12 protein-coding genes are annotated in these 13,702 nt (G+C 40.0%); 5 read left to right on the top strand and 7 right to left on the bottom strand.

The genetic code is table 11. The features are described 5' to 3' along the window. The first annotated feature begins 24 nt into the window (after nucleotides 1-24). From KFE17_13625 to KFE17_13610, 4 genes are all read left to right on the top strand, one after another. Nucleotides 25-705: a DNA-binding response regulator gene (locus tag KFE17_13625; GenBank protein ID QUO31846.1), complete on the top strand. Its 681-nt coding sequence runs from the start codon at nucleotides 25-27 to the stop codon at nucleotides 703-705. Continuing rightward, nucleotides 702-1,703: a sensor histidine kinase gene (locus tag KFE17_13620; GenBank protein ID QUO31845.1), complete on the top strand. Its 1,002-nt coding sequence runs from the start codon at nucleotides 702-704 to the stop codon at nucleotides 1,701-1,703. The genes KFE17_13625 and KFE17_13620 overlap by 4 nt, the downstream gene beginning before the upstream one ends. A 92-nt stretch (nucleotides 1,704-1,795) precedes the next feature. Continuing rightward, a complete protein-coding gene (locus KFE17_13615) occupies nucleotides 1,796-2,557 on the top strand; it encodes an ABC transporter ATP-binding protein (protein QUO31844.1) in 762 nt (253 codons plus the stop codon). Then, on the top strand, nucleotides 2,554-4,461 hold the full coding sequence (locus KFE17_13610) for an ABC transporter permease (protein QUO31843.1): 1,908 nt from the start codon (nucleotides 2,554-2,556) through the stop codon (nucleotides 4,459-4,461). The genes KFE17_13615 and KFE17_13610 overlap by 4 nt, the downstream gene beginning before the upstream one ends. 90 nt (nucleotides 4,462-4,551) lie before the next feature. On the opposite strand, the gene KFE17_13605 is transcribed toward KFE17_13610, so the two are convergent. The 4 genes from KFE17_13605 to KFE17_13590 all read right to left on the bottom strand — a co-directional run bounded on the left by KFE17_13605 (nucleotide 4,552) and on the right by KFE17_13590 (nucleotide 10,368). Then, on the bottom strand, nucleotides 4,552-4,926 hold the full coding sequence (locus tag KFE17_13605) for a helix-turn-helix domain-containing protein (GenBank protein QUO31842.1): 375 nt from the start codon (nucleotides 4,924-4,926) through the stop codon (nucleotides 4,552-4,554). Nucleotides 4,927-5,160: 234 nt separating this feature from the next. Then, a complete protein-coding gene (locus KFE17_13600; protein ID QUO31841.1) occupies nucleotides 5,161-7,113 on the bottom strand; it encodes a fructose-1,6-bisphosphatase in 1,953 nt (650 codons plus the stop codon). Between the two features lie 202 nt (nucleotides 7,114-7,315). Continuing rightward, a complete protein-coding gene (gene tig, locus KFE17_13595; protein QUO31840.1) occupies nucleotides 7,316-8,377 on the bottom strand; it encodes a trigger factor in 1,062 nt (353 codons plus the stop codon). 263 nt (nucleotides 8,378-8,640) lie between these two features. Continuing rightward, on the bottom strand, nucleotides 8,641-10,368 hold the full coding sequence (locus KFE17_13590) for an IS1634 family transposase (GenBank protein ID QUO31839.1): 1,728 nt from the start codon (nucleotides 10,366-10,368) through the stop codon (nucleotides 8,641-8,643). 259 nt (nucleotides 10,369-10,627) lie between these two features. Between KFE17_13590 and KFE17_13585 the strand changes: the two genes are divergently transcribed. Further along, nucleotides 10,628-11,074 carry a hypothetical protein gene (locus KFE17_13585; protein QUO31838.1) on the top strand — a complete coding sequence of 149 codons (447 nt, stop codon included), beginning with the start codon at nucleotides 10,628-10,630 and terminating at the stop codon, nucleotides 11,072-11,074. Nucleotides 11,075-11,209: 135 nt separating this feature from the next. Here KFE17_13585 and KFE17_13580 read toward each other — a convergent pair whose 3' ends face one another. The 3 genes from KFE17_13580 to pfkA form a co-directional block, all read right to left on the bottom strand. Continuing rightward, nucleotides 11,210-11,686 (bottom strand): DUF1934 domain-containing protein, encoded by a 477-nt coding sequence (locus KFE17_13580; protein QUO31837.1) that lies wholly within the window; start codon nucleotides 11,684-11,686, stop codon nucleotides 11,210-11,212. Between the two features lie 14 nt (nucleotides 11,687-11,700). Then, the gene (locus KFE17_13575) at nucleotides 11,701-12,528 is read right to left on the bottom strand and encodes a glutamate racemase (GenBank protein QUO31836.1); all 828 of its coding nucleotides are present in this window, start codon (nucleotides 12,526-12,528) and stop codon (nucleotides 11,701-11,703) included. A 173-nt stretch (nucleotides 12,529-12,701) separates the two neighbouring features. Continuing rightward, nucleotides 12,702-13,676 carry a 6-phosphofructokinase gene (gene pfkA / locus KFE17_13570; GenBank protein QUO31835.1) on the bottom strand — a complete coding sequence of 325 codons (975 nt, stop codon included), beginning with the start codon at nucleotides 13,674-13,676 and terminating at the stop codon, nucleotides 12,702-12,704. Nucleotides 13,677-13,702 lie beyond the last annotated feature (26 nt).

Raw genomic sequence — 13,702 nt, 5'->3', positions numbered from 1 at the left:
ATAATGGATATGAGGTGATATAACATGGATATTGAAACAACAATTATGATCGTTGAAGATGATGAGATTCTGGCAAATGAAATCCGGACCTTTCTTCTTCGCTGGGGATACTGTGCCAAAATTTGTACAGATTTTCAGAATATTACGGATACATTTCTCAACTGGAAACCTCATTTAATTCTTATGGACATTAATCTGCCGTATTATGACGGCTTTTACTGGTGCCGGATGATTCGTGAGATTTCTGCCGTACCTGTGATCTATATCAGCAGCCGCAGTGATGACCGTGACAAGATTATGGCAATTGCCCAGGGCGGCGATGATTACGTGGAAAAACCATTCCATTTAGAATTGCTGAAAGCTAAGATAGAAGCAATTCTTCGCAGAACCTATCAGTACAGAATGAAAGAAGAGCATCATTTATCTTCTGAACTTTTATTTGATGCTGGAACTTCTTCTCTTCGTTTCCACGGTGCAACTATGGAGCTGACCAAATCCGAAAAAAGAATCCTCTCTGTTCTTCTGGACCACAGACCAGATATTGTCAGCAGAGATGAATTGATGATGGAACTTTGGAATACCGATGAATATGTTTCCGATGGCACATTGACTACGATGATTTCCAGATTGCGAAGTAAGATCCGGGCTTTTTGCGATCAGGACATTATCCTCACAAAGAAAGGACAGGGGTATTTTATCAAATGAAGTATCTGATTGCTTATTTCAAAAAACGCTCTTTCGTTCTGCTGCTGATCTGTTCTGTCTGCATATTTTATCATCTGTATTTTCTATGTCTTGTGACACTTGAGCAGCCGGAAGATTTGTTCTATCTCGATTTCCTTATTTTTGTTTTTCTCGTCTGCGTTGGAGTCTGGGATTTCCTGCGATTTAAGAAATTACGCCGTAATCTCGATTTCCTTCTCTCTCAAGACACTGTGATCTGGCAGCCGGATTTCTCATTTGAATATGCAGACTTGATGGAACACGATGCCCGCATCTACCAGCAGCAGTATCAGGATCTTTACGAGGCTCATTGTGATCTTCAAGATTATTTTACCAAATGGTGCCATGAAGTAAAACTGCCGCTTTCTGCTGCCCGCTTAATGCAGGAACGTATTTCTAATCCTGTTCTTCGCGCAGATATGAAACTGCAGCTTGAAAAAATTAACCAATATTTGAATACAGCCCTTGTCGGCTGCAAAATCCAAAGTCATCTGTATGATCTTCAGATGAAACGGGTAAATCTTGCCGACTGTGTCCGCACTTCAATCCACAATCAACAGTTTTTTCTGATTCAAAAACATTTTGAGCTGGATATCGAATACAATGATTTATCTGTATATACTGACAAAGAATGGCTTGTCTATATTCTTGATCAGCTCATCAGCAACGCAGTGAAATATACGGAAGGTCCTCCACTTCTCAAAATCCGCATGTTCTCTGAAGGTCAGCGAATTCTTCTTACTGTAGAAGATCACGGCGAAGGAATCCAGCCGGCAGATATCAGACGTATTTTTGACAAAGGATATACCGGGCAAAATCATCACAATGGGCGTTATCGTTCTACCGGCATGGGACTTTATATGACTGCACAGATGATCGAGAAACTTGGACACCGTATTCAGGCAGAGAGTGAACCGGGAATCTATACCCGCTTTACAATTACCTTTTCTGACAGCCGTGATTATTTTTATCTTACATAAAATGTAAGGCAGATGGATGTTCTGTAATGCTAATGTTAGGATTTTTCCGCTGTCTTTTTCTATAATAGCAATTGTAAGGAGGAACACACGTTATGAATGAAAAAACAGTACTTCAGATTACAAATCTGACAAAAAGTTACGGACAAAGCGGATTCCAGTCACAAATATTGAAAGGAATCAGCCTCTCTGTCATGCAGAACGACTTTATTGCCATTATGGGACCAAGCGGTTCAGGCAAAACAACTTTATTAAATATTCTTTCAACCATTGACAAACCAACACAAGGCTCTATCCTTCTGGATGGAAAAGATATTACCAAATTAAAGAACAAGGAACTCTCTCATCTTCGGCGAGATAAAATCGGCTTCATTTTTCAGGACTATAATCTTCTGGATACAATGTCACTACAGGATAATATCGCACTTCCACTGTCACTCAATGGCGTAAACAGCCGAACATGCATTGAAAAAACAACTGCATTAGCTCATATGTTCGGACTTGAAAACCATTTAAAGAAATATCCCTATCAGCTTTCCGGCGGTCAGAAACAGCGTGGTTCTGCGTGCCGCGCGCTGATTACGAATCCAGAGATCATCTTTGCCGATGAACCAACCGGCGCTCTGGATTCAAAATCAAGCAGGGATTTTCTGGAATGTCTAAAGGCGATCAATGAACACAGAAATGCTACCATTTTAATGGTAACACACGATGCCTTCAGCGCTTCCTATGCAAAAGATGTTTATATTTTAAACGATGGCTCCATTACCTGCAGACTGACTCGCGGAAAAGACCGAAAAGAATTTTATGACCGGATCATCGATATGCAGGCCTCTATAGGAGGTGATTTCTCATGAGCATGTTCAAACTTGCTTTCATGAATTTTAAGAATAGTATGAGGAACTATCTCTCCCTCATCTTTTCTCTCGCTTTTACTGTTCTGGTATTGTATAATTTCCAGAACCTTATAAGCTCCGGTGTATTAGACCGACTTGGAACTCACAATGCCGAATATGTGGAGATGATTCTGCAGATCATTACTTTTGTCCTTGGATGCTTTATGTTCTTTTTTGTCTGGTATTCGACAAATGTTTTTTTGACAAAACGAAAAAAAGAAATTGGTATTTATATTTTTACCGGACTTACAAATGAACGGATTGGAAAATTATATGTTATCGAAACTCTGTTAATCGGAGGATTGGCATTAACGCTCGGCCTTGTTTTTGGTATTTTGACAACCCGGCTTTTCCAGATGATGATTTCAAGCCTTTCTGATCTTTCCATTCAGATTGGTTTTCAAATCTCCTTCCACTCCATCCTAATTACTTCCGCCATTTACGGCACAATCTATATGATCTTTGTAATCAAGGGCTATGTGAGTATTGTCAGGAGCAGCGTCCTTGATATGATTTCTGCCGCAAAACAAAATGAATACGTTCACGAACCAAAGTGCTTTTTAATTGTCAAAGCGATTCTCGGAACTGCATTAACATTATCCGGATGCCTGCTGGCAGTAAAAGAAGGTGGTATGGAAGTGATGAGAAATCTTCTCCTTTCTGTTATTTTAGTTGTCGTTGGAATTTATTTCCTCTTCGGCGGACTGATTCCTCTGATTTTTCAGACATGTTCAAAGCACAAGAAATTTCTCTATCAAAAAGAACGCTGCCTTTGGATTAACAACGTGATTTTCCGTATCCGCAAAAATTATCGTACTTATGCTATGGTAAGCGTACTGCTTTTATGCTCTGTCACAGCTTTGGCGGCTGCATTTGCGATGCAGGCCCGCTATAAAAATATTATTCATTTTCGAAACATGTACACCTATCAGGTGCTTGGGACTCAGGATGGTCTGAACAGCCAGATTCTTTCTTCGATCGAACAAGATAATGACGTGAAGCTTCACGCTGATACTCCGCTCCTTATCTTTGATCCTTCCCTGATTGAAACACTTTACAAAAACAATATTTATTCCGCTGTTCCTTATTCCCGGATAAAACAGCTGGCAAAGGAAACCGGTATTCCATTCACCCTTCCGGAACCGGCTGACAACGAATTTATTCATCTGTCAAATCCTCCGCTGATGTCGTTCATTACTGCCAAAACTGATGTTACGCTTACATTAAATCACAAAACTTATCATCAGATTGCAGAATCTTATGAACCATATCTCGGAATTTTTGAAGAACAAATGTCTTTTTATGTGATGAATGATACGGAATATGAACGGCTCCGTGCCATCGGTCAGGAAGCTTATCTATACAATTACCAGATTCATCAACCGGAACAGTACCAGGCATCTACAGATGAATTGGAATCTCTGATTGCCAGCAATCCGGCACAGCCGCTCAGCTATGTGGCTGTAGATCCGAAAAACAGCGACATTGAATGGATTAAAGTGCTATTCTCCGTCTGCCTTTTCATGTTCCTTGTATTTGTCTGCGCCAGCGGAAGTATTCTTTTTATGAAACTTTACAACGATGCTTTCGATGACCGGGCAAAGTATGAAGTACTTCAGAAACTGGGCTTCTCCAAAGAGACTCTGCGAAAAGCAATCCAAAACGAACTTCGTTTTACTTACATGGCTCCGTTTCTCGTCATGACAGCCGGATCTTATTTTGCAGTGCTCTCGCTTTCTAAAATGATGCAGACGCCACTGTTTTCAATTAATCTGCTCAGTGTTTTATTTATCTTTATTATTTTATATTTTTGCTACCGTATTTCAATTGTTATTTACATCAGAAACAGTCAGATCCGAAGCTGACATCAAAAAAGCCGCCCATAGAAAGCTGACAGAAATATTATATTTCCTGCTTATAGCTATCTATGCAGCGGCTTTCATCTTCATATGGTCTTATTGATTTTTTTTCGCTCTTGATCGCTCCAGACCTTCCAACATCCGATCATACTCAATATTTGCAATGGATTCCACTACAAATTTACCATGATCATTCAGTAGCCGATATTTTCTAAGGAGTTCGAATTCCGTCTCTGTCATTCCATTTCTCTCTCGTTTGAGCACCTCAAGATCAATTACATCCTGATACAGGTAATTTGCATCACATTGAAGTACGTTCAATATGCGGCTTAGTTTTTCCGGATTTGGATATGTCCGTTCCAGTTCATATCCACTGATTGTCTGTTTTGACACTCCAATTTGCTCTGCTAACTCCATACTTGACATTCCAAGCTCCGCTCTTCTGTCCCTTATTCTTTTTCCAATTCCCATTTTATGTCCTACTTTCCCGTATTTTTATCTTTAAAAATACGATATTTGTTGTCTTATATAGAATATTGTTGACAATTTTATCCAAATCATGTAAGCTTCATAGCAGATAGTTGTACAAACATTACAGGAGGCGGCACCCATGAACTATAAAGAAGCAATCATAAAAATGATTCAAACACTCAATGATGAAACCACACTCAAACTGATCTATCATTTCCTTACCAGCTTTATTTCTTAAACTTTTTCTGCAATCTTACCAGAACGATACGCATCCAGAAGCTGTTCCAGATCCTTAATCTGTTCTTTTAATTCTAATCCTATGTCCGTATTTGCTACCAGTTTTCGCTGCGCTGCACGCTTCACAAGAAATGTATCCGAATGAATATCACTCTCTTTCTCAATCGCTGCCTCTAACGATTCAAATGGTTCATGGGCTGCAAGAATTAATCCATAAGAATTATAAATCAGTGTATATCCTGCCAATCCTGTTTCCTTCTGATATGCCTTTGCAAATCCTCCGTCAATCACAAGAACTTTTCCGCCGCATTTGATTGGGCTTTCTCCATCTTTACGTTTCACAGGAACATGTCCGTTTACAATATGACTCGTCTTTGTATCCAACCCAAAGTCTTCCAGAATACCATTCATTACTTCTTCATTTTCAAGAAATTCATAATAAGGATTTTTATTTTCTTTATGGGTATCCTTCTCTGCCAGAAAATACCGCTCAAATGTAGCCATCTTATCTTTTCCAAACAGCGGTGAATCCGGATGCAGCCAAATATACCACATCATATCTCTTCCTATTTTCCGCTCATGCTCATCTACAGCAAAAAATCCTTTCCGCACATAGATTTCCAATGCTTCATAAAGCCCTTTTCCTTTATAGCTTTTTCCGTGGATTTTAACTTCTTTCAAGCTTCCGTCTGCATTCAATGGCACACAGCCGTGGTACAGCAGATTGCCGTTATAAACTTTATAAAGACTTCCTTTCGTCAGAAGAAACTTCATATGATCCTGTAGCTTCTCACAGTGCATAAATGCTTTCTCAAGCCGGTCCATAATGTCCTGCTCTTCTGCCGTCAGACGGTAAGGCGCCTTCGGATCGATCGTCGGGAAATTCTTATCCAGAAGTTCCAGCTCCCGCTCTCCAATCCGGATCGTTCCTTTCTCATAATCAATTAAATGCAGCAGCCTCCTGTTCTCCATATGAAATCCCGGATTACGCTGAATCAGCTGTCCTTCCAGTTTGAACTGAATAATAGAGATTGCTTTATGCATTTTAATATCATTTTCGATTTCCGCTGAATTATAGCTGGAAAATCCCTTTAATTTAAAACAGCTGCATGGATCATCTTTGTAAGTGTTGACAGCAAATGTTGCAAGCGGCAGCAAATTGATTCCATATCCATCTTCCAGAATATCCAGATTACCGTAACGGGCGCAAATCCGTATCACATTGGCAATGCAGGAACGCTGTCCTGCTGCTGCTCCCATCCATAGTACATCGTGATTGCCCCACTGAATATCAAGCGAATGATACTTCTTTAATTTGCTCATAATAATATGCGGTCCCGGCCCTCTGTCATAGATGTCTCCAACAATATGGAGATGATCCACAACAAGACGCTGGATCAATTCACTCATTGCGATAATAAATTCCTCTGCCCGGCCGATGCGGATAATCGTTTCTACAATGGAATTGTAGTAGAATTCTTTGTCCGCTGCCTCCGACTTCTCTGTAATCAGCTCTTCGATCACATATGCAAAATCTTTCGGAAGTGCTTTTCGCACTTTGCTTCTCGTATACTTACTTGCCGCACATTTGCAGATTTCAATCAGACGGTAAAGTGTAATCTTGTACCAGTCTTCCATATCTGTCTCTGTTTTTGCAATGCTTTCCATTTTTTCTTTCGGATAATAGATCAAAGTCGCGAGAGATTTCTTATCCTTTGCACTGAGTGTCGTTCCAAACACTTCATCGACCTTCCTGCGCACAGAACCGGAGCCATTCTTCAGCACATGGGCAAAAGCTTCATATTCTCCGTGAATATCCGTCAGAAAGTGTTCTGTTCCTTTCGGAAGGTTCAGTATCGCCTGCAGATTGATCATCTCTGTCGATGCAGATGCAATTGATGGATACAGTTCTGCCAGCCGCTCCAGGTATTTCATTTCCAGTTCTTTCATTGTCTTCCTCCTGAAATCGAAATGCTTTTATTCTGTTTTTAATACTTTTGGGATGCTTCCCACCGTTTCTCTCTGTTTCTAAGAAACAGATATCTGCTTATAGCATACCATAAACTCAATAATTATCAATCAAAAAAGAATGGTCCGGAAACTTACTTTGTTTTCAGACCATTCTTTCTTGTGAAATACCTTGCATTTTCTTTTATTTTGACGTTTTCTCCACCGGCTTGCAGTTATCTGCCACCCATGTCTTAACTGTACTCAGATGGATATCCGCCAGAAGTGCATCCTCGCCAATCGACTCTTTCATAGCATCAACTGACTCAAATCCGAATTTTTCTTTGTACTCTTTCATCACGTTATCCAGTTCTTTTTCACTTAATTCCAGCTTTTCCTTTTTCATGATCAGATCCACTGCCAATGATTGTTTTACTGTCTGCTTTGCAACTTTTTCTGCCTCAGATTCAAAAGTTTCTTCTGTCATTCCGTTCATTGCCTGAGAAAGAAAATCAGCAAATTCCAAACCATTCATCTCCGCAAGCTGTTTGTACTGGGCAATTAATGCTTCTTTCTGCTCCTGCACCTGTTTTTCCGGATATTTCTTTACTTCTGTATTATCTAATACGACCTGCCATGCATTGTTCTCCAAAGAAGTTCTGGCAGCTTCTTCATTTTTTTCTTTCAGTTCTTTTTTAATATTCTTTTTAAATTCTTCTACTGTCTTAGCATCTTCTGACACATCCTGTACAAACTGATCATTCAGTTCCGGAAGCGTATATGTTGTAATAGAGTTGACCGTAATGGCAAATACTGCAGGCTTTCCGGCAAGCTCCGGTGTATAGCTCTCCGGAAATGTCAGGTTGAGCTCAAAACTTTCTCCGACGCTATGTCCGATCAGCCCGTCTTCAAATCCCGGAATCATACTTCCGCTTCCGATCTCAACATCCAATGTACCGGAGTCGAACTCTTCTCCTTCGCTTGTTCCCGTATAGTTGATTGACACCGTATCTCCGCTCTGAGCCGGGCGATCTGACACATCATTTACAATTCTGTTTGCATATAATACGGACTGAATCTCTTCATCCACGTTTTCTTCTGTTACTTCAGCAATTTCTGCTTTCTCTGCTTCAACACCTTTATACTGAGAAATCTTAATATTATCATTTGACAATTCTTTTGAACCGCTTAATTTGCTGCATCCTGCCAGAGAGGAAATTACCATAGCGCCGGCAAGAATTGCTATCAACTTTTTCTTCATATTCATACCTCAATCTTCCTAATAATTTCTGTCTGCCGCACGCTTTCTTACATACATGCTTTGTCGCAGACGCTCTTTCATTTATAACACATTTCTTTCACAAATAAAAGGGATTTATCCTTTTTTCACAGAAGATTCATTTTCGCTTGCACTTCCCAGGTAACAATGATACAATCCCATCTTTGACAGTTAGGAAGAGCAAAAATCGCTGTATCCCTTGTGGTTACTGGGCTGCAGCGATTTTTGCTGTTGTCACGGATTATAGTATTTTATTCTTTCCCTTTACTTTTTTTCTGAATATTTCTCATTTTGCTTTTTGTTATGAACTGATAATCTGTTCGGAAACCACAGACGTCATGAAGATCATCCGTAATTCTTTCTCGTTTGTATAAAGGAATGAATCCCTGTTCCTGTATTTCGGCGAAATTCATTTCTTTTAGAATATCTAATAATTCTTCACATGTATATTTAGCATCCAGTTTTTTCTCAAGGAAGCGGTATATGGTCAATGCAAGAAAACAGATTAGAAAATGTGCTTTGATCCGGTTTTCATCCTGTAAATAGACAGGTCTTGCAGAAAAATCTGTTTTCATAATCCGGAAACACTCTTCTATCTGCCATCTTCCTTCACTTACTTTTAAAATATCACCAACTTCGTCATCTAAAAGATCTGTGCATACTGCGTAAAATCCATCATACTGGGCTTCTTCAAAAATCTTGATTTCATCTAGATAATGCTTTACATCAGCAGCTTCGCCTTCTTCTGTTATAGCCATAGTTCCGATGAAACGTGCTGGATCATTTGGATTTTTGCGGTTCTTTTTTGTGCTCCCTGAATCCAGCATCTTTTGTGCCCGTTCAATCTGTTTGTCTCGAATAGATTTTTGATAAAGGGCATATTTAGGAGAATAGGTAATGATCAGGCGTTGATGCAGCGTCTTTGTGGTGTAGGGCTCGTCTTTATAATAAAGTCCTTTATCATCTTCGGGTAGTTTTGTGATATCAACAGGGGTTCCATCGGATACTCTTTTAAATCCCTGTAAATTTAATGCCCATTCTTTTTCTTCTTTCTTCAGCTTTTTGATGGACTGGGTTACGATATAAGCACGTTCTCCCATGTGATTGTATTCCCGGATTGATTCAGAGCCAAGCCCGGCATCGCTGCAATAAATAAATCTCTGACAACCAAAATCTCCAAGAACTTTCTTTTCTAACGGTTTGAGAGAGGTCTGCTCGTTTGCATTTCCCGGAAAAAGAGAAAAAGCAAGAGGAATTCCATCTCCATCCATAAACAATCCCATTTGGATGATTGGGTTTGGTCTGTGTTCTTTACTTTTACCGTATTTTTTCTTTCCATCTTCTTGTTCAATTTCAAAGTAATAATTCGAGCAGTCATAATAAAGGATCTTATCATTTCTTTTCCCAAGGAAGTGGGAGTTTTTATAAACTTCCGTCTGAATAAGATCACATTCCGTACCAAGTACATCCAATGCCCGGTAGACATCATGAAGTTCGTAGGATGGTTTTTCTAAGAATTCAGATGCAACTTTGTAAGAAGAACGTTTGCTGCAAGGTTCTAAGATTCTTGCATAAATCAAATCCGAGAGGATTGCATTGATATCATACTTGAATTTATATTTTTGTTTCAATTTCCGGCAGATTTTATTCATTTGTAGTTGATAATAAATAGATTGGAGAAACAGATAGCCACCACGGAAGAAGACCTGCTTGTCATAATCTAATTGTCTATCCGCATGGAATGGTATCAATACTGTCTGTGCTTCTTTTTCCTTTTTATATTTTTCAGTTTCTATTTTCACTTCATTTTTCGCCCATGCAACGACATCATCTCTTGTAGGACCATGTTCAGGCAAAAGTTGTTCTAAGGTTCCCAGCTTGCGGACGATAGCTGAAGTAGTGCTGCCATTTGCTTTTGTATAAGATTTACAGATATAAAAGGACTCTGCATTTTTTGATTTTGTTATGTGAAGATTCATCTGTCATCCCTCCTATCCCTTATTATACCATACAATAACATAAAATAACAGCCATAAAAACAGAAAATTTGACATAAAAAAAGCAGGTTTTATGCGACCTGTGAGTACTTTTTTCGATATTCAACTGTCAAACTCCCGATTTATCCTTTTTTCACAGAAGATTCATTTTCGCTTGCACTTCCCAGGTAACAATGATACAATACAATCGTTATACATAAGTATATACAGAATCAGAATCTAAAAATGAGGAGGGATACTTTTGTCTTTATTTGCTAAAATCATGCTGATTATCCTGATCGTTATGATCGTTGTTTTAGTTGTCTTATATTTTCTTGGAAAGAAAGCTGAGAAGAAGCAGGCAGAACAGCAGGAAAAGCTGGATGCTATCAAGCAGAACGTCACGATGCTGATCATTGATAAGAAACATATGAAGCTCAAAGAAGCAGGATTTCCTGCCGCTGTAGTGGAGAATACTCCAAAGTATCTCCGCCGCTCCAAAGTACCGGTCGTAAAGGCCAAGATCGGACCTAGAATCATGACTATGATGTGTGATGAAAAGATCTTCGAGAACATTCCGGTAAAAAAAGAAGTAAAAGCTGTTATCAGCGGTATCTACATTACTTCTGTCAAGGGGCTTCGCGGACCACTGGAAGCGCCGCCGAAGAAAAAGAAATTTTTCGACCGCTTCAAAAAGAATCATAAATAAACTTTCAAACTGTGTTTACAGTATGTATAAAAAGAGACAGAAACTTTCGGGGAATCAATACTCCCGCAATAGCTTCTGTCTCTTTTCTTCTTCCATTTTCAGCTCTGTGCTTCCAATTCCGGAATACGCCGGCTTCTACTGCCAGTCTGTCTCCGTTACCGGAAATTCTTTTACCTCTTTTGATTGTACTGTAATTCGGATCTCACAATCTGCTATCGGATCATGATTCACATCTAATCCATATTCAATCAAAATCCTGATAAAATTCTCTGTCTCTTCCACTTGAACTTCCGTTGTGTGAATTCCTACAAGCATTTTTCCGTAGGGCGTGTCATAATAAGTCATGCTGTCTTTCCCTTTGCAGAAAAGCATATGGGTATTGACATTACCACTCTTCAAAATTTCAATTGTATTTGCATCCGTTACTTTAATTTTATTCTTTGTAACTCCCGGAAAGCCTTCTGTAACTTCCTCGTAAATGAGGTAATGTTTCCCGTTTTTGTAGAAATAGCTAGCAGGAGTAACGACTTCAATTGGTTCATCCTCTGTATCCTCTCTTGGAACAACGTCTGTCTGCAGTCCGGAAATGGTCACTAATACATCTCTTGTCATAAAATTGCTCTCTCCTAATATTCTTCAATACTGATCTGCTTTGTTGTATCAATCTCACACGGCCAGATTGTTCCCGCAAACTGACGGAATTTTTCTGCGGCATCACTCACATAAAAATCATATTCTGCATGTGCCCCTTCCGATACATCCTTTGCGATTTGTTTCTCTTCTAAAAGCTGTTTCAGATTCATTGCTGTCTCGTAAGCCGGATTCACAATATTGACTTCTTCTCCCATATAAGCACGGATTCCGGAACGGAGCAGCGGGTAGTGAGTACAGCCAAGTATCAACGTATCAATATCTGATTCTTTCATTGATTTCAGATAGTATTCAATGATTTCTTCTGTAACGTGATGCTTTGCAAATCCTTCCTCTACAAGCGGAACAAATAGCGGACAGGCTTTCCCTGTCACCTCAACATCCGGTTCCATTTCCTTCATCACTTTCGTATACATCTCACTTCGAATCGTTGCCTCCGTACCGATTACCCCGATCTTCTTTGTCCGCGTTGCCTGAAGCGCAGACTTAGCTCCCGGCACAACAACTCCCAGCACCGGAATATCCGTCTCATTCCGTACAATGTCAAGCGCCAGCGCACTTGCTGTATTGCATGCAATTACGATTGCCTTCACATCTTTCGTCTGAAGAAATCGAACAATTTGTCTGGAATACCGGATAATATTATCTTTTGATTTGCTTCCATATGGCACTCTTGCCGTATCGCCAAAATATACAATATCTTCCTTCGGGAGCTGGCGCATGATCTCTCTTGCTACAGTCAGACCTCCGACACCGGAATCAAAGACGCCGATCGGTGCATATTTTCTGTCATCTATATTCACAATCTAACTCTCCTTTTCAAGTCTACCTATTTTATTGTACTCACTCCGCCAGAACTTTTCAAGAGAAAAAAACAGACAGAAAATTTCCCGTGAACACATCACAGTCCTTTTCTGCCTGCATTTTCTATTTTCAATAGCTGATTCCCCAGCTCTTTCTCAAACGGCTCAATCTCTTATAATGCAAGAGCTTTCGCAACCTGATACTGATATTCCGGAATCTCTTTACTCATCTGAAGGGCTTCATTGATATCAAAGTCCACATATTCTCCATGGCGATATCCTACTACGCGGTTTGTCTTGCCTTCCAAAAGCAGATCAACCGCCTTACTTCCCATAATGGATGCATACACACGGTCTTTACATGTCGGACTTCCGCCGCGCTGCATGTGTCCGAGAACAGTTGCTCTTGTCTCCATGCCTGTTGCCTCTTCAATACGTTTCGCCATATTGATTGTATCGCCGATTCCTTCTGCATTAATAATGATATAATGCTTCTTACCGCGCTCACGGCTCGCAATAATATCTTTAATGATCTTTTCCTCATCATAATCATGTTCTTCCGGCATGATAATGCGTTCTGCACCATTGGCAATTCCACACCACAATGCAAGCCATCCCGCATCACGTCCCATAACTTCAATCACACTGCATCTCTCATGAGATGTGGAAGTATCACGCACTTTATCAATCGCTTCCATAGCTGTATTTACCGCTGTATCAAATCCAATTGTATACTCTGTACATGCAATATCCAAGTCGATTGTTCCCGGAATTCCGATTGTATTTACTCCCAGATATGCAAGTTTCTGTGCTCCCGCAAAGGAACCGTCTCCGCCAATTACTACAAGTCCGTCAATTCCGTATTTCTTGCAGATTCCCGCTGCTTTTCTCTGACCTTCTTCTGTTCTCATCTCCGGACAGCGCGCTGTCATCAGCATTGTTCCGCCTCTATGGATGGTATCTGACACATCCCTGGCTGACAGCTCAATGATCTCTTCATTTAAAAGTCCTGCGTAGCCTCTTCTGATTCCAACAACATTCAGTCCTTTTCCAAGTGCCGTTCTTACAACTGCACGAATAGCAGCATTCATTCCAGGTGCATCTCCACCGCTTGTTAAAACTCCAATTGTTCTCAATTTGCGTGTCATAGTTTTCCCTCCATTGTGATATCAAC

Source organism: Faecalicatena sp. Marseille-Q4148 (assembly GCA_018228665.1).
Lineage (GTDB): Bacteria > Bacillota > Clostridia > Lachnospirales > Lachnospiraceae > UBA9414.
This window is presented reverse-complemented; position numbering and strand designations above follow the sequence as displayed.